The following is a 22,507-nucleotide window of genomic DNA, read 5'->3' on the forward strand; positions in this document are numbered from 1 at the left end:
TTTCAGGATTGATCTTTGGCGAAATTCAAAATTCCGCTTGAGCCTGTTAGTAAAGATGATAAAAACAGTCAACATAAATTCCGACCCGCTGATCCCTCAGCCGCCAGCGTGATCTGCCCCGACCGGCAGCCACAGCCAGCCCTTTCCAAACGATATGCAGACCGCCTCCGAAAGGGCCCGACATGACCACTCCGACTCCTGTCTCCGCAGAGCAGATCCGCGCCGAACGTGCTGACCATGCGCAGCTGCGCGACCGCGATTTTGCTGACAAGTTCAACATCACCGAGGCGCAGCTTGTCGCCGCCTTCAGTGGCGCGGGTGTGACCCGCATTGAAGCGAACCCCGATGTCGTCTTTCCCCGGCTGGAAGAGCTGGGCGAGGTCATGGCGCTGACCCGAAACGATTCCTGCGTGATCGAAAAGGTCGGGCGTTACAGCCACTATCAGGGTGGCGTTCACGCCTCTCTGGTGCTGACCGAGGAAATCGACCTGCGCCTGTTCCCGCGCCATTTCGTCACTGCCTTTGCGGTGGAACGTGAAGGCAAAAACGGCACCGCCCGCTCGCTGCAGTTCTTTGATGCCGCTGGAGACGCGGTGCACAAGATCCACTTGCGCGAAGCCTCCGACCTGGCGGCCTGGGACCGGATCGTCGCCGATCTGGCGCTGCCGGAACAATCCGACACGCTGGAAGTCGCGCCCCGTACCCCGCCCGAGGGTGCCAAATCAGACCCGGACAAGGTCGATGTCCTGCGCGCCGAATGGGCCAAGATGACCGACACCCACCAGTTCCTGCGCCTGTGCTCGAAACTGAAGATGAACCGTCTGGGCGCCTATCGCATCGCCGGGGAGCCTCTGGCCCGTAAGCTGCCGACAGACACCGTCACCCCGATGCTGGAGGCCGTGCGCGAGCAGGAGATCGAAGTGATGATCTTTGTCGGCAACCGCGGCTGCATCGAAATCCACGGCGGCCCGGTCCGGAATCTGCGCGAAATGGGGCCTTGGCAGAACATCCTCGACCCCGGTTTCGACCTGCACCTGCGCCTTGACCACGTGGCCGAGGTCTGGGCCGTCAACAAGCCGACCAAGCGGGGCGATGCGGTGTCTTATGAGGCCTTTGATGCCGATGGCACCATCCTGTTCCAGGTCTTTGGCCGCCGCACCGACGACAACGACAGCCGCCCGGCATGGGATGCAATTGTTGCCGCGCTTCCCTCGCTCCAGGCTGAAACCCGGGCCGAGCCGGAGACCGTGTGATGTCTCTGCTCTCCCGTCTTTCCAAAGGCGCTGGCCTGTTCCTGCTCGGCACTCTTGCCGGGCAGATAGCCTGCGCCACCCCGGCAGAACGCGTTGTCAGCGTCGGCGGATCGGTCACCGAGATCGTCTATGCTCTGGGTGAAGGCCATCGTCTGGTGGCCCGCGACAGCACCTCCAGCTACCCGGCAGAGGCCGAGGCGCTGCCCAATATCGGTTATGCCCGCGCCCTATCGCCGGAAGGTGTCCTGTCGGTATCGCCCGATCTGATCATCGCCAGCGCCGGGGCCGGTCCGGTGGAAACGCTGGATGTGTTGAAACAGGCCGATATCGCCTATACCGAGGTGCCCGAGGTCTACTCTCCTGCTGGCGTGATCGCGAAGATCGAAACCGTGGCCGCCGCCCTTGGCGCCGAGGACAAGGCCAAGGCCCTGCTGGGTGACATTGCCCCCGATCTGGAGGCGGCCCATGCAGAGGCGCAGGCGCGCGCAGGCGATGCGCCGGTGCGGGTGCTGTTCGTGCTGTCCACGCAAGGCGAGCGGATCATGGCCGGAGGTCGCAACACCGCCGCCGATGGCATCATCCGCCTGTCGGGCGGCATCAACGCCATCGATGCCTTCGAGGGCTACAAACCGATGACGGATGAAGCGGTTTCCGCCACCGCCCCGGATGTGATTCTGGCAATGGACCGGGGCGGCGACCACGGCGTCGCGATGGAGCAGCTGGCCAGCCTGCCTGCGCTGATCCCCACACCAGCGGCACAGAACGGGCGGCTGGTGCGCATGGACGGGCAATCCCTGCTGGGGTTTGGCCCGCGCACCGCTGACACGATCCGGACCCTGTCAGAAGCCTTCTACGAGGGTCACGCGAAATGAGCCTGGCAGCAGAGGCGACAACCCAGAACCGAAGTCAGGCTCAGGGTCGGTCCACCGGGGCGCCGGTGGACCGTCGCCATCAGGCCCGGCGGCTGACGCTGGCGCTCGCGGCTCTGCTGCTGGTCACTTCGGTGAGCTCTCTGACCTTCGGCGCAGCGGGCACGTCGGTCTGGTCCGCCCTTGGGGATCTGATCGCGGGGCGCGAGCTGTCACAACTGGACCGGATCATCCTGTTCGACATCCGCCTGCCGCGCCTGTGCCTTGGCATCCTCGTGGGGGCTGCGCTGGCGGTCTCCGGCGCGGTGATGCAGGGGCTCTTCCGCAATCCGCTGGCCGATCCCGGTATCGTCGGCGTCAGCGCCGGAGCGGGCCTTGCCGCGATCACCGCCATCGTGCTGGGCAGCCTGCTGCCAGCCGCCTTGCGCGACACATTGGGCAACGGCCTCGTTCCGGTCGCGGCCTTTTTCGGCGGCTGGGGATCGACGCTGATCCTTTATCGCACCGCCACGCGCGGCGGGCAGACCTCGGTTGCGACCATGCTGCTGGCCGGTATCGCCCTTGGCGCGCTGGCCGGGGCGCTGTCGGGCATCCTGGTCTACATGGCCGATGACAACCAACTGCGTGATCTGACCTTCTGGGGCATGGGGTCGCTTGCGGGCGCCACCTGGACCAAGGTTCTCGCCGCCCTGCCGGTGATCGCACTGGCCCTGTGTGCCGCGCCCTTCCTTGCGCGCGGTCTCAACGGGCTGGCGCTGGGAGAGGCCGCCGCCGGTCACATCGGCATCCCTGTGCAACGGGTGAAGAACATCGCGATCATGGCTGTCGCCGGCGCCACCGGCGCTGCTGTGGCGGTATCGGGTGGTATCGGCTTCATCGGCATCGTGGTGCCGCATCTGCTGCGTCTGGCCACCGGACCGGATCACCATCCGCTTTTGCCCAATGCCGCCCTTCTGGGGGCCACGCTTCTATTGGCCGCTGACATGATCGCGCGGGTGGTCATCGCCCCCGCAGAGCTGCCCATCGGGATCGTCACCGCCGTCCTTGGCGCGCCGGTCTTCCTGTGGATCCTTCTGAAACGCCGCGCGGGCCTTGGCCTTTGATCGGACTAATACATGCAAGCCTTTGACATCACCGTAAAGCTAGGACAGCGCACCATCCTGCACGGGGTGGATTTTGCCGCTGAACCGGGACGCGTCACCGCCATCGTCGGCCCCAATGGATCGGGCAAGACCACGCTCTTGCGCGCCATGACCGGCGAGATCGCGCATACAGGCCGGGTGCTGCTCAATGGGCAGGACACCACCACACTGAAACCCTGGGAGCTGGCCGCGATCCGCGCGGTGCAGCCGCAAAGCACCAGCATCGCCTTTCCCTTTACCGTGCTGGAGATCGTGCGGCTGGGGCTCAGCGCCGGTCTGTCGGCGGGCGAAACCGACCTGCCGATGCAGGCGCTGGAGGCGGTGGATCTGGGGGGGGGTGCCGGGCGGTATTATCAGGACCTGTCGGGGGGCGAGCAGCAGCGCGTGCAACTGGCCCGCGTTCTGACGCAGGTCTGGCAGCCGGTGGTCGATGACACCCCGCGCTGGCTGATCCTGGATGAACCGGTAGCGAGCCTTGATATCGGCCACCAGTTCACGGTGATGGATCTGGCGCGGCGCTATGCGGCGGCGGGCGGCGGCGTGGTTGCGGTGATGCATGATCTGAACCTCACCGCCATGTTCGCCGATCACGTGGTGCTGATGCAGGCGGGCCGCATCGCTGCAACAGGCACCCCGACAGAGGTGCTGACGGACCAGGCGCTCGCCGAGGTGTACGGTTGCCCGGTGCCGGTCAATACCACCCCGTCCGGTGGTATACCCTTCCTGCTGCCACAGGCACGAAAGGCGCCGGTTTTTGCCTGAGAGCAAGGCCCTGCCAAAATCAGGTCAGACCGAAACCCCCTCCAGCAGGGCGTCACGCTCGACCGCGCCCTTGCGGCCCTCCAGCACCACCTCGCCCCGGCGCAGGACGACGAAACGATCAGCCAGCTCATAGGCGAAATCGAAGAACTGCTCGACCAGGATGATCGCCATGTCACCCTGCCCGCGCAGCAGTTTGATGACCTCGCCGATCTGCTTGATGATATTGGGCTGGATGCCTTCGGTCGGCTCGTCCAGCACCAGAAGTTTCGGCTTGGTGATCAGGGCGCGGGCAATGGCCAGCTGCTGTTGCTGCCCGCCGGACAGGTCACCGCCGCGCCGGGCGAGAAAATCCTTCAGGATCGGGAACAGCTCGTAAATGTGGTCAGGGATGAAATGCTCTTCCTTCGGCAGACAGGCAAAGCCCGTCTCAAGGTTCTCCTTCACCGTCAGAAGCGGGAAGATATCGCGCCCCTGCGGTACATAGGCGATGCCCGCACGCGCCAGTTGATGCGCAGGCACCACGCCGATTTCCTGCCCGTCAAACGTCATGCTGCCGCCCGACCGCGGGTGGGTGCCGGTGACCGCCTTCATCAGGCTGGTTTTGCCGACGCCATTACAGCCCATCACGCAGGTGACCTCGCCCAGATCGGCCTGCATGGAAATGCCATTCAGGATGCGGCTGCGGCCATAGTGGAGGGTGATATCTTTCAGATCCAGCATCGCTCAGCGCCCCAGATAAACATCGATAACTTCGGGATCGGATGTGACATGATCCAATCCCCCTTCGGCCAGCACCGCGCCTTCGTGCAGCACCGTGACCTTGCAGTTGAGGCGGCGTACGAACTCCATATCATGTTCGACGACGACCACCGCGCGGGTCTTGGCCGCCTCGACCAGCAGGTCTGTGGTGTGTTCGCGTTCCTCGGGCGTCATGCCCGCTGCCGGTTCATCCACCAAGAGAAGCCGCGGCTCCTGCGCCAGAAGCATGCCGATCTCAAGCCACTGCTTCTGGCCATGGGACAGCTCACCGGCGATCCGGTCCAGCTGGTCCGCAAGGCCAACCTCTGCCGCCAGTTCCTCGACCCGGGTATCGTCCGCGTCTGATGCCCGGAACAGCAAGACGGCGATGACCCAGCGATCCTTTTTCAGGGCCATCATCAGGTTGTCGCGCACCGACTGGTCCTCGAACACCGTGGGCTTCTGGAACTTGCGCCCAATCCCCTGCCGCGCGATCTGCGCCTCGTCCATGTCGAGGAGGGACAGGGATTTTTCGCCCCAGATCACCCGGCCTTCGTCCGGACGTGTCTTGCCGGTGACGATATCCATAAAGGTGGTCTTGCCCGCGCCATTGGGTCCGATCACCGCGCGCAGCTCGGCCTCGGCGATCTGGAACGACAGGTTGTTGATCGCCTTGAACCCGTCAAAGCTGACGGAGACGCCGGAGACTTCGAGAAGCGTGCTCATGTCCGGTCCTTTCGCTGCAAGAGGTCAAAGAGGCCACCGATGCCTTTCGGCGCGAACAGCGTCACCAGAACGAAGGAGAGGCCTAGGATCACCTGCCACCAGTCGACCCATTTGATGGTGTAGAATCCCAGCGGAATGTCAGGCGCCTGCCCGCCGGTGAACCATGTGGACACAAGCGAAACGAAGGCCGCACCGATCACCGCGCCGTAAAGCCGCCCGCGCCCGCCGATGGCGACCCAGACCGCCAGATAGATCGAGGCAACGGGGGCCATTTCCGCCGGGTTGATGATCCCCGCCTGCGGATAATAAAGCGCGCCCGCGATGGCGGCGATGCAGGCAGTGAGGGTGAACACCGCCAGTTTGAAGGTCTCAACCGGGTAGCCAAGGAAACGCACGCGGGCCTCGTTGTCGCGGATGCCGCGAATGACCGATCCGAACTTGCCCGAGACCACCCAGGCCGCCAGCATATAGCCAAGACCCAGTGCCAGCGCCGAGGCCCAGAAGAACCACATCGAGACCTCTGCCTGCGGTGCCTCGACACCCGGCAGGTTTTGCAGGCCCGACAGACCGTTGTTGCCGCGCAGGCCGGAATCGTTCTGAAAGAGGTAAAGCGCCAGCGCCAGCGTCATCGCCTGCGTCAGGATCGAGAGATAGACACCCGTGACCCGGCTGCGGAAGGCGAGCCAGCCAAAGATGGCCGCCAGAATGCCCGGCACCAGCACCACCAGCATCAGTTGCAGCACCAGACTGTCGGCGAACATCCAGACCACGGGGAATTCGCTGCTGCCGACCACGCCGAAGATCTGGCTGCCGATGCCATCGACCACCTCGGCCTCGGTCGGGGGGATGTCGCCCTGCGCCAGCGCCTCGGTGACGATCAGGCGGGTGCGTTCATACATCAGCCACATGCCGATCATGTAGCCACCAAGCCCGAAGAAGGCGAAATGGCCCAGCGAAAGGATACCGGTGTAGCCCCAGATCAGATCCATCGCGATGGCGATCAGACACAGGCACAGGGTCTTGCCCAGTGTTTTCACAAAACTCGTCGGGATCAGCCCAGCCCCCGGCCCTTCGGCAAACACAGTCACCAAGAGGGTGAACAGCGCGAGGATAGACAGGAAGACCAGAACCGAAGGGTTCTTTGCAATGAATGACTGTCGCATGGGTCAATCCCCCGCCGCGCGGCCCTTGAGGGCGATGATCCCTCGTGGGCGGAACTGAATGAAGATGATGATGAAGATGATCATGTAGGTCTGCGCCGCCAGCGTGTTGGATGGGTTCAGCCACTCGATCCCCTTTTGCAGGGAGCCGATCATCGCCGCACCGGCCAGGGTGCCGAAGATATTGCCGACACCGCCCACGACCACGGTCATGAAGCTTTGCACGATGTAATCCTGTCCAAGTTCCGACGTGACCTTGGCGAACAACCCAATGGCGACACCCGCGATCCCGGCAATGCCCGATCCCAGACCAAAGGTCAGCATGTTCACCCGTCCCGGATTGATCCCCATCGACGACGCCATGCGCGGGTTCTGCGTCACCGCGCGGGTCTCAAGCCCCAGCCGCGTGCGCCGCATGATGAAGAGGAACAGCGCCAGAAAGATCAGCGCCAGTACGAAGATCGCGATGCGGATATAGCTGATCGACACCACGTCGTTGATCATCCAGGCCCCATCTAGCCAACCGGGCGCCGTCAAGGGGCGGGCCTGCGTGCCGAAAATGTTCTTGGCCAGCTGCTGCAAAGCGATGGAAATCCCGAAGGTCGCCAGCAGGGTCTCAAGCGGGCGGTTATAGAGATGCCGGATCACCAGCCGCTCCATCGCGACACCGGCGGCAAATGTCACCGCAAAAGCCAGCGGGATGGCGACAAGGATCGAAACCGTATGATTGGGAATGATCTGCTGCACCACATAACCCGTGTAGGCGCCCATCATGATGAACTCGCCATGGGCCATGTTGATGACCCCCATCAGGCCAAATGTGATGGCAAGCCCGATAGCCGCAAGGAAATAGATCGAGGCGAGCGAGACCGCATCCAGCCCCAGATCCACCGCCTGGTTGAGCGCAACCTTGGTGCCGATCGTCTCCAGCGCCTGTTCGGCGGCATCGGTCACGGCGGCAGAGGGTTCGGCGTAGGTTTCAAAGAACACATAATGGCTGAGGGCGATGGTAATCGTCTCTTCGCCCACGAAAGGGTCCACCTTCCCGTCCGAGGCGAGGCTGTCGTATACCTTTTGCCGGATCATCTCGTTTGACAGCTGCGCCAGCGGCACGCCCGCGACGCGTCCACCCTCGATATGCTCGGCGAGGGTCTGGCGCAGGGCATCGGCAGTGGTGCGCGCGGGCACGTGGCCAGCGGTAACCAACATGTCATAGGCGTCGTTGCGGGATATACCATCTTCGCCGGGCGTCAGGGTGCGGGCGATATTGCGGTCCTCGGGCAGCTCCTCGGCAACCTCCACAGTAACCGCCACCAGCGGATTGAGGGCGGCGCGCACATCGACGCTGAGATCGTTTGAGACACCTTTGATCGCGTCGATCCGCTCTGCCTCATCGGCACCATAGGCGATGGTCAAAAGCCGCTCCAGCCGAGTCTTGCGGGCCTTCAGCGCCGGATCCTCCTCCCCCGGGATCGAGGCGCGCAGCGGCGCCAGCAGATCGGCGCCGGGGGCGCGTTCGATGGCCAGCAGTCCCTCGGCGCGGGTGGCAGGGTCAGGGTCGCTCAGTTGGAACTGCACCAGCGCGGTGGCGATCAGCGCCCGCACGCCACTGTTGGGTTTCAGCTGTTTCAATTCTTTCTTGGGATATTCTCCGGCAAGAGTGCCGTCATCCGGGCTGCTGAGGGCATAGGTCCGTTTGGCGACTTCCTCGCCCACAAAGAACAGACCGTCCTCCTTGCGTTGCCAGATGTCCTTGTTCTGCCAGGCCTCCAGAAACCCGCGGGCCTGCGGCAGGCCACTGTCGGCAATCGCGGTGATCACCGGTCCGATGGAGGTGCGGGAACTTTTCTCGATCAGCGCCCGGTTTTCCTGCAGCAGCTGCTGCAGCGGCCCGTCCCCCGCCGGGGTCTGGGCAAGGGCGATCTGACACGCGCAGAACAGCGCGAGGCACGCAAGGAATAGTCGTTTCATATCGTTGAGATCCGCTCTGAAAGATCCGCCTTGCGTGACCCACATGGGCAGGCCGCGCGGCGCGTCTGCCGAGGCGGGAACCCAACAAGGGCCCCCGCCGCGACTCTGTCTTCAAAGGTAAGAAGATCAGTAGTTCGAAAGCGTCTGAACGCAGGTCTCGGTCTCGGTGTTGTACATACCGCAGCCAAGATCCTTCCAGTCGGACTTCAGAACCGCCGATTCCGGCAGGAAGTCGGTCCATGCATCGCCCGGCACCGGATCGGTGGCGGAGATGATGTCGAACTGGCCGTCCTCCTGGATTTCACCGATCAGCACCGGCTTGGCCAGATGGTGGTTCGGCAGCATCACGGCGGTGCCGCCGGTCAGGTTCGGGAATTCCTGCCCGTACATGGCGGCGCGCACGGCATCGACATCAGCGCTGCCTGCTTCGGTCACGGCGTTCGCCCACATGTTAAAGCCGATATAATGCGCTTCCATCGGGTCATTGGTGACGCGCTCTTCGCCCATCAGCTCTTTCCACTTGGCGACGAAGGCTTCGTTGGCTTCGGTGTCCGCCGACTGGAAGTAGTTCCAGGCCGCAAGGTGGCCGACCAGGTTCGAGGTATCGAGACCCGAGAGTTCTTCCTCACCGACCGAGAAGGCCACGACCGGGATGTCATCGGCAGAGATGCCTGCCGCTGCCAGTTCCTTGTAGAAGCCGATGTTGGCGTCACCGTTGATGGTGGAGATCACACCGACCTTCTTACCGTCGGCGCCAAGCGCCACCACGTCGGCGACGATCTTGGACCAGTCGGAATGACCAAAGGGCGTGTAGTTCACGAAGATATCGCTGTCAGCGATGCCTTTGCCCTTGAGATAGCTTTCAAGGATGTTGTTGGTCGTGCGCGGGTAGACATAGTCGGTGCCCAGCAGCGCGAATTTCTCGACGCCCAGTTCCTCAAGGAAATAATCCGTGGCCGGGATCGCCTGCTGGTTCGGCGCAGCGCCGGTGTAGAAGACGTTCTTGGAGCTTTCCTCGCCCTCGTACTGGACGGGGTAGAACAGCAGGCCGTTCAGCTCTTCGATGACGGGCAGGACGGATTTCCGGCTCACGGAGGTCCAGTTGCCAAAAATCACGTCCACATCATGCACGGTCAGCAGCTCGCGCGCCTTTTCGGCAAACAGCGGCCAGTCGGAAGCGGGGTCAACAACGACCGCTTCCAGTTCGCAGCCCAGAAGTCCGCCTTTTTCGTTTTGATCGGCCACCAGCATCAGCATGGTGTCCTTCAGCGTGGTTTCGGAAATCGCCATGGTGCCGGACAGCGAGTGCAGAACGCCCACCTTGATGGTGCAATCCTCAGCAAGACCGGCGCTTGCGCTCAGGCCCAGTGCCAGCACGCTGGCCGCAGTTTTATTCAAGAAACTCATACTTCCCTCCAGACAGGGTCAGGCCCGTGCCATCTCTTCCCTTGCGAAAGAAGGGCGGCAGCACTAGGTCAGCCCCGCAACTGTTGTTGCAAATCGTGTGGCGGTCTAACCGAGGTCCAAATCGTATGGCCGCCACACTCCCACAGCCGATGCAGGTCTTGCGCCTCGGCCTCACTCAGGTTTCTGCACCGCGGCAAACTTGGCAAACGCTAGCCGCGGCGCATCCCTGCGGAATCCCCAAATGCACAAAAAGCAGGCGACCTTTTGCGGGATCGCCCATTTTTTGATCCTGAATGCTGGCGCTCCGCCCTTTTAGCGCCTGCAAAATGGTCATTGCGCCCGGCAAAGCGCACTCTTTGGGGCAGACGACAGCGTTCCGCCATGCGTCAGGGAGTGTCAAAGATCACCGAGGCCGCCATCATATCGCGCCAGACCGCCACCCCGGTTCCGACCGCACAGCCGCGCGCCGTGGGCCGCGCGCGGGTCTCGGTCCACCACAAGGACGGTGCGGTGCGCCTGAAGGATCTGCATCAGGCGGGCGCGATGAAGCTGCTGTTTCCGCAGGGCCGCCCGCACCCCGAGGCGGTGATGGTCAATACGGCAGGCGGAATCACCGGCGGTGACCGGTTTTCGGTTGCGGCCGCCGCACTGGACAACAGCCGCCTGACGGTCACCACCCAGGCCGCCGAACGCGCCTATCGCGCCCAGCCGGACGAGACCGGACGCATGGAAACCCGGCTTGAGGTCGCTGCAGGCGCCCGCCTCAACTGGCTGCCGCAGGAAACCATCCTGTTCAACGGCAGCCGCTTTGCCCGCCGCCTGCGCGTGGATCTGGCCGCTGATGCGCGCTTTTTGATGGTCGAACCCGTGGTGTTTGGCCGTCTCGCCATGGGTGAGGCGCTGACCTCGGCCCGGTTCAGCGACCGGGTAGAGATCCGCCGCGACGGTCAGATGATCTATTATGACGGGGTCGAGCTGCGCGATGACATCACCGCCACCCTGGACCGCCCTGCCGTGGCCGGGGGCGCCCGCGCCATGGCAGCGCTGGTCCTGGCCCATCCCCGGGCCGAAAGCTGGCTGGAGCCGCTGCGCGCGATGCTGCCGGGCACCGGTGGCGTGTCGCTGCTGGCCGAGGATCTGCTGGTGCTGCGGCTGCTGGCAGCGGATGGCTTCGACCTGCGCCAAACCCTTGTTCCCATTCTGGACCGCTTGCTGCCCGATGGCCTGCCGCGTGCCTGGAGACTGTGACAGAGAGACTGTGAGCCGATGAACCTGACCCCCCGTGAAAAAGACAAGCTGCTGGTGGCCATGGCCGCCGAAGTTGCCCGCAAGCGCCTGGCGCGCGGCGTCAAGCTGAACCACCCCGAAGCCATCGCCCTGATCACCGATGCGGTGGTCGAAGGAGCCCGCGACGGGCGCCCGGTTGCCGAGATGATGGAGGCCGGCGCCGCCGTCGTCTCACGCGATCAATGCATGGAGGGCGTGCCCGAGATGATTCACGAGGTTCAGGTCGAAGCAACCTTTCCCGATGGCACCAAGCTGGTGACCGTCCACAACCCGATCCGATAACACCCGACAGGAGAAACAGCATGAAACACCTGCCCGCTCTCGCATCCGCCATCGCGCTCACCGCTGGTCCGGCTCTGGCCCATGGCGGGGCACACCTGCATCCGCACGGCTCGGAAAGCTGGCTGCCCGTGATCCTGGCCGCGCTCACCGTTGGCGGCGCTGCCGCTCTGGCCTACGTGCGGTCGCGCAAATGATCCCCGGTGAGCTGTTTCCTGCGGCGGGGGAGCTGATCCTGAACGATGGCACCGAAGCGGTGACGCTGATGGTTGCCAATACCGGCGACCGCCCGGTGCAGGTCGGCAGCCACTACCATTTCGCCGAGACCAATCCGGCGCTGGACTTTGACCGTACCGCGGCCCGGGGCATGCGTCTGGATATCGCTGCCGGCACCGCCGTGCGGTTCGAGCCGGGCCAGCGCCGCGATGTGGCACTGATCCCGATCAGCGGTGCCCGCCGGATCTATGGTTTCAACCAAGAGATCATGGGGGATCTGTGATGCAGGAGGAAGGGCCTCGGCTGACCCTGGGTGGGCGCTGCTTCACCCGCCTATTCCCGCTCCCGCGCGTCACATCGCAGGTCTCGCGCTGTCCGAAACGTCGCAAACGCGCCCTCCCGTGGGGAGGGTCGGGCGCGGCCCGGCCTTGCGACCGGGCAGTCCCGTCAGCTCCTGAGATACGAGATTAACCGAGTCACCGCAGCGCGTGACCACCCGACCGGATAGGAACACCCATCATGCCCGCAAAACTTTCCCGCGCCGATTATGCCGCCATGTATGGCCCCACCACCGGGGACCGGCTGCGGCTTGCCGATACCGACCTGATCATCGAGGTGGAGCGTGACCTGATCACCGAAAACGCGGGCGAGAATGCGCCGCGCTATGGGGAAGAGGTGAAATTCGGCGGCGGCAAGGTAATCCGCGACGGCATGGGACAATCCCAGGCCACCCGCGCGGCAGGCGCCGTGGACACGGTGATCACCAATGCGCTGATCGTCGATCACACCGGCATCTACAAGGCCGACGTCGGCCTGCGGGACGGGCGTATTCACAAGATCGGCAAGGCCGGCAATCCGGACACCCAGCCCGGCGTCGATATCATCGTCGGCCCCGGCACCGAGGTGATCGCGGGCGAAGGGCGGATCCTGACGGCGGGCGGCTTTGACAGCCATATCCATTACATCTGCCCGCAGCAGATCGAAGACGCGCTGCATTCCGGCCTCACCACCATGCTCGGCGGCGGCACCGGGCCGGCCCACGGGACATTGGCCACCACCTGCACCCCCGGTGCCTGGCACCTGGGCCGCATGATGCAGGCAGCGGATGCCTTTCCGATGAACCTGGCCTTTGCGGGCAAGGGCAACGCCTCGCAACCTGCGGCGCTGGAAGAACAGGTGCTGGCCGGGGCCTGCGCCCTGAAACTGCATGAGGATTGGGGCACCACGCCGGCCGCCATCGATTGCTGCCTTGGCGTGGCAGATGCCATGGATGTGCAGGTGATGATCCACACCGATACGCTGAATGAGTCCGGTTTCGTCGAACATACCGTCGCCGCCATGAAGGGCCGTACGATCCACGCCTTCCACACTGAAGGCGCCGGCGGAGGCCATGCGCCGGATATCATCAAGATCTGCGGCGAAGAGCATGTGCTGCCCTCTTCGACCAATCCGACGCGACCCTTCACCGTCAACACCATCGAAGAACACCTCGACATGCTGATGGTCTGTCACCACCTCGACAAATCCATCCCCGAAGATGTCGCCTTTGCCGAAAGCCGCATCCGCCGCGAAACCATCGCCGCCGAGGATATCCTGCATGACATGGGCGCCTTTTCGATCATCGCCTCCGACAGTCAGGCGATGGGCCGGGTGGGCGAGGTGCTGATCCGCACCTGGCAGACCGCCGACAAGATGAAGAAACAGCGCGGCCGCCTGCCCGAGGAGACCGGCGACAACGACAATTTCCGCGTCCGCCGCTATATCGCAAAATACACCATCAACCCGGCCATCGCCCATGGGATCAGCCACGAAATCGGCAGCATCGAGGAAGGCAAGCGCGCCGATCTGGTGCTGTGGAACCCCGCCTTTTTCGGGGTGAAGCCTGAGATGGTGCTGATGGCAGGCACCATCGTCTGCGCCCAGATGGGCGATCCCAACGCCTCGATCCCGACACCGCAGCCGGTCTATTCGCGGCCCATGTGGGGCGCCTATGGGCGGTCGGTGGAAAACTCCGCCGTGACCTTTGTCTCTGAAGCCGCCCAGGCCAGCGGGCTGCGCGAAAAGCTGGGACTGGCAAAGCAGACCGTCGCTGTCACCGGCACCCGCGATATCGGCAAATCCGATCTGCGGCTCAACGCCGCCACGCCAAAGATCGAGGTGAACCCGGAGACCTACGAAGTGCGCGCCGACGGCGAATTGCTGACCTGCGCCCCCGCAACCGAGCTGCCGATGGCACAACGCTACTTTTTGTACTAAGGAGCGCAAAAAATGAGCATTTTCAGAACGTTGCACAGAGCGCATGGCAGCCATTCCAACTGGGGCCTAGCTAGGTCAGCATTCATGCCCTACCTTGGGTGTCACTGGGAGGAGATCACAACTCAAAAAGGAGTGACCTCCAATGGCATATGCCGCACAACACACCACCGCCTCCGCCAGCGAGAAATCCGTTCTGGCGATTCTGGCAGCACCCTTCGTCGCCTTTGGTCGCGTGATGATCGCGCTGGGCGAAGCCAACGCCCGCAGCCAGAAAGTTCAGCGCCTGATGGCCATGAGCGATGCAGAGCTGGCAGAGCGTGGCCTGACCCGCGACAAGATCGTTCATCACGTCTTCTCGGACGTCTACTACATCTGATTCCCGGCACCGCCGGTCTACAATCGCCGCGCCGGGGGCTGTCATGACCGCCCCCGCGCAGCTGCCCAACCTGATCGCACGCCAGTATCATGGCCACAGCCATCAGCCAGAGCCCCAGGACCGAGTGGTTCTGGATTACGAAGCGCGGTTCCTGCGCCGCAAGGTTCTGAGCACCGAAACCGGTGCCCGGCTGCTGGTGGACCTGCCGCAGACGACCTCGCTCGATCACGGCGGGGTTCTGATTCTCGAAGACGGCGGAGAGATCGCCGTCACCGCCGCCGCCGAGGCACTGCTGGAAGTGACAGCAGGCAACACGAGCGGCGCGGAACTGGTTCGGCTTGCCTGGCATATCGGCAACCGCCACACCCCCTGTCAGATCCAGCCCGAGCGCCTGCTAATTCAGCGCGATCACGTCATCCGCGCCATGCTGGAACGCCTTGGCGCCGATGTGCGAGAGGTTGAAGAGCCCTTCACGCCCGAAGGCGGCGCCTATGGGCACGGGCGCACCCATTCTCACGATCACGGTCATACGCATGATCATGGACATTCCCACGATCACAGCCACGGGCATGAGCATGATCACGGGCACAGCCATTCCCATAGCCACGATCACGCAGGCGGGCAGGCCCATGAGCATTGAACCCGGCGCCGTCCTTCTGATGCAGTGGCTCTCCCCGGCCTACCCGGTGGGCGCTTTTGCCTATTCGCACGGGCTGGAGGCTGCCTGCACCACCGGCCAGGTTACCGACGGGACCGGACTGGCGGACTGGCTGGGCGATCTGCTGCTCTACGGCAGCGGGCGCAGCGATCCGATCATTCTATCAGCTGCTTACCGCGCAGCGGATGATGTGGCCCTGTCCGAGGTGGACATGCAGGCGCGGGCCTTTGCCCCGTCGCGCGAACGCCTGGCCGAGAGCCTCAATCAGGGGCGTGCCTTTTGCCAGACCACATCCGGTGTCTGGGGCGATACCCTGCCTGACCTCACCTATCCCAGCGCCATTGGCCGTGCGGCGCGCCTGCACGGGCTGTCGCTGGAACTGACGGCGCATATGTTCGTGCATGCCTTTGTCTCGAACCTTGTGGCGGCCGGGCAGCGGCTGTTGCCAGTGGGCCAGCTGCAAGGTCAGCAGATCCTGACGGATCTCGGCCCGCTGATCCGGGAGGCCGCACAAAACGCCTGCGAGACTGATCTGGCGGCGCTGGCCGGGGCCAGCTTCGCCTCGGACATCGCCTCGATGACCCATGAAACCCAATACTCAAGGATCTTCCGCTCATGAGCAGTTTCAACGGACCTTTGCGCGTTGGCATCGGTGGGCCGGTCGGCGCTGGCAAGACCACGCTGACGGCGCAGCTGGCGCGCGCGCTGTCGCCGCATCACTCGATCGGGGTGATCACCAATGACATCTACACGCAGGAAGACGCCGAGGCGCTAATGCGCATGCAGGTGCTGCCGCAGGACCGGGTGATCGGCGTCGAAACCGGCGGTTGCCCACATACGGCGATCCGCGAGGATGCCTCGATCAACCTGGCCGCCGTCGCCGAAATGCAAGAGCGCCACGCGGATCTGGAGATCGTGCTGATCGAGAGCGGCGGCGACAATCTGTCGGCGACCTTCAGCCCCGAGCTGGCCGATGTGACGCTTTATGTGATCGATGTGGCCGCAGGCGAGGAAATCCCGCGCAAGGGCGGCCCCGCCATCACCCGCTCGGACCTCTTGGTGATCAACAAGACCGACCTTGCGCCCTATGTGGGGGCCTCGCTTGAGGTGATGGAACGAGACGCCGCGCGGATGCGGGGGGCGTTGCCCTTCGTCTTTGCCAGCCTGCGCCATGACAAGGGCGTGGCGGATATCGTCGCGCATCTGTGCAGCATCGGCGGCGTCCAGTCACCGCTGCTGTTGCAAGAAACCGCATGATCCGGGCGCGCAGGACAGAAGCTCCCGCGCCTGACCTCGCCTTTGAAAAAGGCGCGTTCCGTCTTGGGCCGGGCGCCGCGCTTTTGCGCGGCGCCCGGCCCAACTGCGAGGAGTTATTCAAGAATACCCCGCAGCAGGCGGGAGCATCCGCCGCGCCACCTGCAACACAAAGAGACCGATCCAATCTGCCGAATTGACGCAGCCACGGTGGCCTGAGATAACCCGTCCGAACCTATTGCGTGCGGACATATTTACGACTATCAACGTTAGCGCTAACGATTTGTGCAATTCGCATATGCCAGGACCGCGCCGGGAACAAGATCAGACTCTAATCAGACCACTTGCAAGGAACCTGTTGGAATGAGTGATATCTGGGCACAGCTGGCCCGACACAGAGCCGAAACCGCCAATACGCCGTTGCTTTCGCTGTTCGATGACGCGGGCCGGTTCGATGCTTTCTCTGCCGACAGTGATGACCTTCTCCTCGACTATTCCAAGACCTCGCTGGACCAAACGGCCCTGTCCCTGCTGATCGATCTCGCAAAGGAAACCGGTCTACCGGATCATATCGACGCCATGTTCCGCGGCGAGCGGATCAACGCGACCGAGGGCCGGGCCGTTCTGCACACCGCCCTGCGCGCACCCGCGGATCAGAAGATCCTGGTGGATGGCACAGACGTGATGCCTCAGGTGCAGGAGACCCTGCGCCGGATGGAAGCCTTTGCCGGAGCGCTGCGCAGCGGCGAGACGAAAACCGCGACGGGCGCGGCATTCACCGATGTGGTCAATATCGGCATTGGGGGCTCCGACCTTGGCCCGGCAATGGCAACGCTGGCCCTTGCGCCTTATCACGATGGTCCGCGCTGCCATTTCGTCTCCAACGTCGATGGCGCCCATATTGCCGATACGCTGAAGGATCTCGATCCTGAAACGACGCTGATCGTCATCGCCTCCAAAACCTTCACCACCACCGAAACCATGGCCAATGCCGAAACCGCACTGACTTGGCTGCGCGCGGCCCTGGGGGATGGCGCCACCGCGCATCTGGCGGCGGTCTCCTCGGCGCTGGACAAGACTGCCGCCTTTGGCATCCCGCCCGAGCGTGTGTTTGGCTTTGCCGATTGGGTTGGCGGGCGCTATTCCATGTGGGGGCCGGTCGGCCTGCCGATCCTGATCGCCGTGGGCCCAGACAATTTCCGCACCCTTCTAAGCGGCGCCGCAGCCATGGATGCGCATTTTCAGACTGCCCCGCTAGAGCAGAACCTGCCGGTCCTGCTGGGGCTGATCGGGATCTGGCACAACAACATCTGCGGCTATGACAGCCGCGCGGTGCTGCCCTATGACCAGCGCCTGTCGCGCCTGCCCGCCTATCTTCAGCAGCTCGACATGGAAAGCAACGGCAAGGGTGTGACCCTTGATGGCGAGCTGCTGACCCGCCACTCTGGCCCCGTGGTCTGGGGCGAGCCCGGGACCAATGGACAACACGCCTTCTATCAGCTGCTGCATCAGGGCACCCGCGTGGTGCCTGCAGAATTCCTGATCGCAGCCGAAGGGCACGAGCCCGAGCTTGCCCATCAGCACCGGATGCTGGTGGCCAATTGCCTGGCCCAGTCCGAGGCGCTGATGCGCGGCCGCAGCCCAGAGGAGGCGCGCCAACTGGCCGCCGAACGTGGCTTCGAAGGCGGCGATCTCAAACGGATGACCGCACATCTGACTTTTCCCGGCAACCGCCCGTCGGTCACTATCGCTTACCCCCGGCTGACGCCCTTTGTGCTGGGGCAGATCATCGCGCTCTTTGAACACCGGGTCTTCACCGAAGGCGCGATCTGGGGGATCAACTCCTTTGATCAATGGGGCGTGGAATTGGGCAAGGAACTGGCGCTCAGCCTGATGCCGATGCTCGACGGCGCCGACCCCACCGGCAAGGACGGCTCGACCCGGGGCCTGCTGGCAAAACTGACCTGACGACCGGTCCGACATCAACCCGACCCGCTGCAAGGATCTGACAGACACATGGTTTCCCGCGTTATCCCCGTTCAGCCGTTCGACCTGGTCCTGTTTGGTGCCACCGGAGATCTGGCCCGCCGCAAGATCCTGCCGAGCCTGTTTCACCGCTTCCAGATCGGTCAGTTCAGCGAAGACACCCGCATCATCGGCTCTTCGCGTGCCGATCTGGACCGGCCCGAGTTTCAGGAGCTGACCGCCGCCGCGATCCGCGAATTTGGCCAGCCCGGCGAGACCAACGAGGCGGATATCGCCGCCTTTATCAAGCTTCTGGATTATGTCGCGGTGGATGCGCGCGGCGATGGCGGCTGGGCCGAACTGGGCCAGCACCTGCGCGGTGATGTCACCCGCGCCTTCTACCTGTCGGTCGCCCCCAGCCTATTCACCGATATCGCAGACCGGCTCAGCGCCAGCGGTATGGTCACAGCCGAGAGCCGCATCGTGCTGGAAAAACCCTTTGGTCACGATCTGGCCTCAGCGCGGGAGCTGAACCAGGCGCTGCGGGCGCATTTCCAGGAAGATCAGATCTACAGGATCGACCATTATCTGGGCAAGGAAACCGTGCAGAACCTGATGGCCCTGCGCTTTGCCAACTCCCTGTTCGAACCGCTATGGAATTCCTCCCATATCGACCACGTGCAGATCACCGTCGCCGAAAGCATCGGGGTCGAGGGGCGCGGCGAATATTACGACAGGTCCGGCGCCATGCGGGACATGGTGCAGAACCACCTGATGCAGCTGCTGTGCCTCACCGCCATGGAGCCGCCAGCGCGGTTCACCCCGAACGCGGTGCGCGACGAGAAGGTCAAGGTGATCGAAGCGCTGGATCCGGTGGCCCCGGATGATATCGCCCGCGGCCAGTATCGCGGCCGCAACGGCGACAGCTACCGCGAGCATGCGGGAAATCCCGGCAGCACCACCGAAAGCTTCATCGCGATGAAGGTGCAGGTGGCGAACTGGCGTTGGGCCGGAACGCCCTTTTACCTGCGCACCGGCAAATGCCTGCGCGAACGCGTTTCCGAAATCGCTGTCTATTTCCGCGACCCGCCGCACAATATCTTCGAAGGCGCCGCAGGGGTGCACGGCAACGTGCTGGTGATCCGCCTGCAACCGGACGAAGGCATCACCCTGCGCACCACCATCAAGGATCCCGGCCCCGGCGGCATGCGCCTGACCGGCGCCAACCTCGACATGACCTTTGCCGACAGCCTGCCCGATGCGGGCCGCCCGCAGGACGCTTATGAGCGGCTGATCATGGATGTGATCCGGGGTAACCAGACCCTGTTCATGCGCGGGGACGAGGTCGAAGCTGCCTGGGCCTGGGCTGATCCGATCATCGCCAGCTGGGCTGAAAGCGAAACCGCGCCGCAGCGCTATGATCAGGGTGGCTCCGGCCCCGAGGATTCGCTGCTGCTGATGCACCGGGACGGGCGCCGATGGCGTAGTATCGGAGATTGACGTCCCCGACGCCACCGCCCCACAGCCCGCCCCGCGCAAGCCATTCGAAAGGCATCTGACATGAGCTTGAACCAGACACTTAAAGAGGTCACCGAACGGATCATCGCCCGCAGCGCGGAGACCCGCAGCGCCTATCTGGCGCGGATGCGCGCGGCACAAGGCAAGGGTCCGGCGCGGGCACATCTGTCCTGCTCTGGTCAGGCCCATGCCTATGCGGCGACCGGTTCGGATCAGGGCACGCTGGCCAGTGGCAGCGCCGGACATCTAGGGATCGTCACCGCCTATAACGACATGCTGTCGGCGCATCAGCCGTTTGAAACCTACCCCACGCTGATCCGCGATGCGGTCCGCGCCAGCGGGGGCACCGCGCAGGTCGCGGGCGGCGTGCCTGCCATGTGCGATGGCGTCACCCAGGGCGAGGCAGGCATGGAACTGAGCCTGTTTTCCCGCGACACCATTGCGCTCGCGACCGGCGTTGCGCTCAGCCACAATGTCTTTGATGCGGCGGTCTATCTTGGCGTCTGTGACAAGATCGTGCCGGGTCTGGTGATCGGCGCGCAAACCTTCGGCCATCTTCCTGCAGCGTTCCTGCCTGCCGGGCCGATGACCAGCGGGCTGGCGAATGACGACAAGGCCAAGATCCGCCAGAAGTACGCCGCCGGAGAGATCGGCCGCGATGAACTTCTGAAGGCCGAGATGGCCGCTTATCACGGCCCCGGCACCTGCACCTTCTACGGCACCGCCAACACCAACCAGATGCTGATGGAGTTCATGGGGCTGCACCTGCCCGGCTCCTCCTTCGTCAATCCCGGCACCCCCCTGCGCGAGGCGCTGACGGTGGAGGGCGCAAAACGGGCGCTGTCGCTCAGCGCGCTTGGCAACAATTATACGCCGGTCTGCGATGTCCTGGACGAAAAGGCTTATGCCAACGGCATCGTCGGGCTGATGGCCACCGGTGGGTCGACCAACCTGCTGATCCATCTGATCGCCATGGCCCGCGCCGGAGGAGTGATCCTTGAGTGGCAGGACTTTGCGGATCTGTCGGATGTGGTGCCGCTCCTGGCGCGGGTCTATCCCAACGGTCTGGCCGACGTGAACCATTTCCACGCGGCGGGCGGGCTTGGCTACATGATCGGAGAGCTTCTGAACGCGGGCTTCCTGCATCCCGACACCAAGACCATCGCCGGCACCGGGCTGGAACACTACACGCAGGAACCCTTCCTGACCGAGGATGGCCTGACCTTCCGCCCCGGCACCAAAACATCGCTGAACGACGCGATCCTGCGCCCGGCAAAGGCTCCGTTCCAGCAGACCGGCGGTCTGAAACGTCTGACCGGCAGCCTGGGCACAGCGGTGATCAAGGTCTCCGCCGTGGCCGAGGAACACCACGTGATCGAGGCCCCCGCCCGCGTCTTTCACGATCAGGAGGAGGCCAAGGCCGCCTTCAAGGCAGGCGAGTTCACCGGCGATGTGATCGTCGTTGTGCGCTTCCAGGGCCCCAAGGCAAACGGCATGCCGGAACTACACAGCCTGACGCCCATGCTGGGCATTTTGCAGGGCAAGGGGCACAAGGTGGCGCTGGTCACCGACGGGCGCATGTCCGGGGCTTCGGGCAAGGTGCCCGCCGCCATCCACGTGGTGCCTGAGGCGCTGGACGGCGGCCCCATCGCCAAGATCAGGGACGGCGATGTGCTGCGGCTCGATGCCACCACGGGCACGCTCAACGTGCTCACCCCCGGCGCGCTGGACCGCGAGGCCGCTACGGCGGATCTGTCTGCCTATCAGCACGGCACCGGGCGCGAGCTGTTTTCCCTGTTCCGCCAGGCCGTCACATCCGCCGATACCGGCGCCAGCGTTTTCGGAGACTGATCCCATGTCAATTTCACCAAAGGCGGCCAGCACCCGCACCCGCGAGATCTGCCAGATGGCACCTATCGTTCCGGTTCTGGTGGTGCATGACGCCGCCCACGCCCGCCCGCTGGCCGAGGCGCTGGTGGCAGGCGGGCTGCCCGCACTGGAGGTCACCCTGCGCACTCCGGCGGCCCTTGATGTCATCCGCGAGATGGCAAAGGTGCCCGGTGGCGTGGTCGGCGCAGGCACATTGGTCACCCCCGATGACGTTGCAGCAGCGGTCGAGGCTGGCGCGCAATTTGGCGTCTCGCCCGGCGCCACCGATCAGATTCTGGACGCCTGTGAGGCCGCAGGCCTGCCGATGCTGCCCGGCGCCGCCACCGCCTCCGAAGCGATGCGCCTGCTGGAGCGCGGCTATGACATGCTGAAATTCTTCCCCGCCGAAGCCTCGGGCGGGGCGCCCGCGCTGAAAGCCATCGGCGCGCCGCTGCCGCAGATCTCCTTCTGCCCCACCGGCGGCGTCAGCCCGGGCAATGTCCGCACCTACCTGTCGCTGCCCAATGTGGTCTGCGCCGGGGGCAGCTGGGTCGCCCCGGCAGACCTGATCGAGGCGGGCGACTGGGCCGGGATCACCGAACTGGCCCGCGCCGCGCGGCAACTGGCAGGCTGAGCTCCAGAACACCCACCGACAAAACAAGGAACCGAGAGCACCGGCCTTGACAGCCGGGGCCCGTTCCGCGATGTATCGCAACCAATTTAGAATTGGTTGCGACCCTCATCTTGCCATATGATGACGGGCGCGCGGCCGGACTTCCGACAGCACCCGCCCTGTAGCGT

General features: G+C 64.1%; 22 protein-coding genes. 17 read left to right on the forward strand and 5 right to left on the reverse strand.

Annotated features, from left to right (window positions below):
• The first annotated feature begins 182 nt into the window (after window positions 1-182).
• From SM763_RS05535 to SM763_RS05550, 4 genes are read left to right on the forward strand one after another with little or no spacing between them, the layout of a single operon-like run.
• Window positions 183-1,253 carry a hemin-degrading factor gene (locus SM763_RS05535; RefSeq protein WP_368997919.1) on the forward strand — a complete coding sequence of 357 codons (1,071 nt, stop codon included), beginning with the start codon at window positions 183-185 and terminating at the stop codon, window positions 1,251-1,253.
• Window positions 1,253-2,125, forward strand: coding sequence for a heme/hemin ABC transporter substrate-binding protein (locus SM763_RS05540; protein WP_368997920.1), 873 nt, complete (start codon window positions 1,253-1,255; stop codon window positions 2,123-2,125). Before SM763_RS05535 ends, SM763_RS05540 begins: the two co-directional genes overlap by 1 nt.
• Window positions 2,122-3,225, forward strand: coding sequence for a FecCD family ABC transporter permease (locus SM763_RS05545; protein WP_368997921.1), 1,104 nt, complete (start codon window positions 2,122-2,124; stop codon window positions 3,223-3,225). Before SM763_RS05540 ends, SM763_RS05545 begins: the two co-directional genes overlap by 4 nt.
• Window positions 3,226-3,237: 12 nt before the next feature.
• Complete coding sequence (locus SM763_RS05550) at window positions 3,238-4,026, forward strand: heme ABC transporter ATP-binding protein (RefSeq protein ID WP_368997922.1); 789 nt, start codon at window positions 3,238-3,240, stop codon at window positions 4,024-4,026.
• Between the two features lie 24 nt (window positions 4,027-4,050).
• Here SM763_RS05550 and urtE read toward each other — a convergent pair whose 3' ends face one another.
• The 5 genes from urtE to urtA all read right to left on the reverse strand — a co-directional run bounded on the left by urtE (window position 4,051) and on the right by urtA (window position 10,028).
• Window positions 4,051-4,746 carry an urea ABC transporter ATP-binding subunit UrtE gene (gene urtE / locus SM763_RS05555; protein ID WP_274829482.1) on the reverse strand — a complete coding sequence of 232 codons (696 nt, stop codon included), beginning with the start codon at window positions 4,744-4,746 and terminating at the stop codon, window positions 4,051-4,053.
• 3 nt (window positions 4,747-4,749) lie between these two features.
• Complete coding sequence (urtD, locus tag SM763_RS05560; protein WP_368997923.1) at window positions 4,750-5,490, reverse strand: urea ABC transporter ATP-binding protein UrtD; 741 nt, start codon at window positions 5,488-5,490, stop codon at window positions 4,750-4,752.
• Window positions 5,487-6,653 carry an urea ABC transporter permease subunit UrtC gene (gene urtC, locus SM763_RS05565; protein ID WP_065272257.1) on the reverse strand — a complete coding sequence of 389 codons (1,167 nt, stop codon included), beginning with the start codon at window positions 6,651-6,653 and terminating at the stop codon, window positions 5,487-5,489. The genes urtD and urtC overlap by 4 nt, the downstream gene beginning before the upstream one ends.
• A 3-nt stretch (window positions 6,654-6,656) precedes the next feature.
• Window positions 6,657-8,621, reverse strand: coding sequence for an urea ABC transporter permease subunit UrtB (urtB, locus tag SM763_RS05570; protein WP_368997924.1), 1,965 nt, complete (start codon window positions 8,619-8,621; stop codon window positions 6,657-6,659).
• 126 nt (window positions 8,622-8,747) lie between these two features.
• A complete protein-coding gene (gene urtA / locus SM763_RS05575) occupies window positions 8,748-10,028 on the reverse strand; it encodes an urea ABC transporter substrate-binding protein (protein WP_065272255.1) in 1,281 nt (426 codons plus the stop codon).
• 393 nt (window positions 10,029-10,421) lie between these two features.
• On the opposite strand from urtA, the gene SM763_RS05580 reads away from it, so the two are divergent.
• The 13 genes from SM763_RS05580 to SM763_RS05640 all read left to right on the forward strand — a co-directional run bounded on the left by SM763_RS05580 (window position 10,422) and on the right by SM763_RS05640 (window position 22,340).
• Window positions 10,422-11,276, forward strand: coding sequence for an urease accessory protein UreD (locus SM763_RS05580; protein ID WP_368997925.1), 855 nt, complete (start codon window positions 10,422-10,424; stop codon window positions 11,274-11,276).
• An 18-nt stretch (window positions 11,277-11,294) separates the two neighbouring features.
• On the forward strand, window positions 11,295-11,597 hold the full coding sequence (locus tag SM763_RS05585; protein ID WP_065272254.1) for an urease subunit gamma: 303 nt from the start codon (window positions 11,295-11,297) through the stop codon (window positions 11,595-11,597).
• 20 nt (window positions 11,598-11,617) lie between these two features.
• Window positions 11,618-11,791, forward strand: a complete 174-nt coding sequence (locus tag SM763_RS05590) for a hypothetical protein (RefSeq protein WP_165832673.1) — start codon at window positions 11,618-11,620, stop codon at window positions 11,789-11,791.
• A complete protein-coding gene (locus SM763_RS05595; protein ID WP_368997926.1) occupies window positions 11,788-12,093 on the forward strand; it encodes an urease subunit beta in 306 nt (101 codons plus the stop codon). Before SM763_RS05590 ends, SM763_RS05595 begins: the two co-directional genes overlap by 4 nt.
• A 236-nt stretch (window positions 12,094-12,329) precedes the next feature.
• Window positions 12,330-14,066, forward strand: coding sequence for an urease subunit alpha (gene ureC / locus SM763_RS05600; protein ID WP_065272252.1), 1,737 nt, complete (start codon window positions 12,330-12,332; stop codon window positions 14,064-14,066).
• 142 nt (window positions 14,067-14,208) lie between these two features.
• On the forward strand, window positions 14,209-14,442 hold the full coding sequence (locus tag SM763_RS05605) for a hypothetical protein (protein WP_368997927.1): 234 nt from the start codon (window positions 14,209-14,211) through the stop codon (window positions 14,440-14,442).
• 43 nt (window positions 14,443-14,485) lie between these two features.
• Window positions 14,486-15,082 carry an urease accessory protein UreE gene (gene ureE / locus SM763_RS05610; RefSeq protein ID WP_368997928.1) on the forward strand — a complete coding sequence of 199 codons (597 nt, stop codon included), beginning with the start codon at window positions 14,486-14,488 and terminating at the stop codon, window positions 15,080-15,082.
• Window positions 15,072-15,719: an urease accessory protein UreF gene (locus SM763_RS05615; protein WP_274835406.1), complete on the forward strand. Its 648-nt coding sequence runs from the start codon at window positions 15,072-15,074 to the stop codon at window positions 15,717-15,719. The genes ureE and SM763_RS05615 overlap by 11 nt, the downstream gene beginning before the upstream one ends.
• Window positions 15,716-16,357, forward strand: a complete 642-nt coding sequence (gene ureG / locus SM763_RS05620; protein ID WP_065272248.1) for an urease accessory protein UreG — start codon at window positions 15,716-15,718, stop codon at window positions 16,355-16,357. Before SM763_RS05615 ends, ureG begins: the two co-directional genes overlap by 4 nt.
• 360 nt (window positions 16,358-16,717) lie before the next feature.
• Window positions 16,718-18,322 (forward strand): glucose-6-phosphate isomerase, encoded by a 1,605-nt coding sequence (gene pgi / locus SM763_RS05625; RefSeq protein ID WP_368997929.1) that lies wholly within the window; start codon window positions 16,718-16,720, stop codon window positions 18,320-18,322.
• Window positions 18,323-18,370: 48 nt separating this feature from the next.
• The gene (zwf, locus tag SM763_RS05630; RefSeq protein ID WP_368997930.1) at window positions 18,371-19,819 is read left to right on the forward strand and encodes a glucose-6-phosphate dehydrogenase; all 1,449 of its coding nucleotides are present in this window, start codon (window positions 18,371-18,373) and stop codon (window positions 19,817-19,819) included.
• A 60-nt stretch (window positions 19,820-19,879) separates the two neighbouring features.
• Entirely contained in the window at window positions 19,880-21,688 is a 1,809-nt protein-coding gene (gene edd, locus SM763_RS05635) for a phosphogluconate dehydratase (protein ID WP_368997931.1), read from the forward strand.
• A 4-nt stretch (window positions 21,689-21,692) separates the two neighbouring features.
• On the forward strand, window positions 21,693-22,340 hold the full coding sequence (locus SM763_RS05640) for a bifunctional 4-hydroxy-2-oxoglutarate aldolase/2-dehydro-3-deoxy-phosphogluconate aldolase (RefSeq protein ID WP_368997932.1): 648 nt from the start codon (window positions 21,693-21,695) through the stop codon (window positions 22,338-22,340).
• The last annotated feature ends 167 nt before the right edge of the window (window positions 22,341-22,507 follow it).

The sequence above is a fragment of the Pseudophaeobacter sp. C1-32P7 genome, from assembly GCF_041008775.1.
GTDB lineage: Bacteria > Pseudomonadota > Alphaproteobacteria > Rhodobacterales > Rhodobacteraceae > Phycobacter > Phycobacter gallaeciensis_A.

What these genes read in the sequence shown, in the direction of transcription:
- SM763_RS05535 (WP_368997919.1), top strand. Translation starts at nt 183, where the DNA reads ATGACCACTCCGACTCCTGTCTCCGCAGAGCAGATCCGCGCCGAACGT.
- SM763_RS05540 (WP_368997920.1), top strand. Translation starts at nt 1,253, where the DNA reads ATGTCTCTGCTCTCCCGTCTTTCCAAAGGCGCTGGCCTGTTCCTGCTC.
- SM763_RS05545 (WP_368997921.1), top strand. Translation starts at nt 2,122, where the DNA reads ATGAGCCTGGCAGCAGAGGCGACAACCCAGAACCGAAGTCAGGCTCAG.
- SM763_RS05550 (WP_368997922.1), top strand. Translation starts at nt 3,238, where the DNA reads ATGCAAGCCTTTGACATCACCGTAAAGCTAGGACAGCGCACCATCCTG.
- urtE (WP_274829482.1), bottom strand. Translation starts at nt 4,746, where the DNA reads ATGCTGGATCTGAAAGATATCACCCTCCACTATGGCCGCAGCCGCATC.
- urtD (WP_368997923.1), bottom strand. Translation starts at nt 5,490, where the DNA reads ATGAGCACGCTTCTCGAAGTCTCCGGCGTCTCCGTCAGCTTTGACGGG.
- urtC (WP_065272257.1), bottom strand. Translation starts at nt 6,653, where the DNA reads ATGCGACAGTCATTCATTGCAAAGAACCCTTCGGTTCTGGTCTTCCTG.
- urtB (WP_368997924.1), bottom strand. Translation starts at nt 8,621, where the DNA reads ATGAAACGACTATTCCTTGCGTGCCTCGCGCTGTTCTGCGCGTGTCAG.
- urtA (WP_065272255.1), bottom strand. Translation starts at nt 10,028, where the DNA reads ATGAGTTTCTTGAATAAAACTGCGGCCAGCGTGCTGGCACTGGGCCTG.
- SM763_RS05585 (WP_065272254.1), top strand. Translation starts at nt 11,295, where the DNA reads ATGAACCTGACCCCCCGTGAAAAAGACAAGCTGCTGGTGGCCATGGCC.
- SM763_RS05590 (WP_165832673.1), top strand. Translation starts at nt 11,618, where the DNA reads ATGAAACACCTGCCCGCTCTCGCATCCGCCATCGCGCTCACCGCTGGT.
- SM763_RS05595 (WP_368997926.1), top strand. Translation starts at nt 11,788, where the DNA reads ATGATCCCCGGTGAGCTGTTTCCTGCGGCGGGGGAGCTGATCCTGAAC.
- ureC (WP_065272252.1), top strand. Translation starts at nt 12,330, where the DNA reads ATGCCCGCAAAACTTTCCCGCGCCGATTATGCCGCCATGTATGGCCCC.
- SM763_RS05605 (WP_368997927.1), top strand. Translation starts at nt 14,209, where the DNA reads ATGGCATATGCCGCACAACACACCACCGCCTCCGCCAGCGAGAAATCC.
- ureE (WP_368997928.1), top strand. Translation starts at nt 14,486, where the DNA reads ATGACCGCCCCCGCGCAGCTGCCCAACCTGATCGCACGCCAGTATCAT.
- SM763_RS05615 (WP_274835406.1), top strand. Translation starts at nt 15,072, where the DNA reads ATGAGCATTGAACCCGGCGCCGTCCTTCTGATGCAGTGGCTCTCCCCG.
- ureG (WP_065272248.1), top strand. Translation starts at nt 15,716, where the DNA reads ATGAGCAGTTTCAACGGACCTTTGCGCGTTGGCATCGGTGGGCCGGTC.
- pgi (WP_368997929.1), top strand. Translation starts at nt 16,718, where the DNA reads ATGAGTGATATCTGGGCACAGCTGGCCCGACACAGAGCCGAAACCGCC.
- zwf (WP_368997930.1), top strand. Translation starts at nt 18,371, where the DNA reads ATGGTTTCCCGCGTTATCCCCGTTCAGCCGTTCGACCTGGTCCTGTTT.
- edd (WP_368997931.1), top strand. Translation starts at nt 19,880, where the DNA reads ATGAGCTTGAACCAGACACTTAAAGAGGTCACCGAACGGATCATCGCC.
- SM763_RS05640 (WP_368997932.1), top strand. Translation starts at nt 21,693, where the DNA reads ATGTCAATTTCACCAAAGGCGGCCAGCACCCGCACCCGCGAGATCTGC.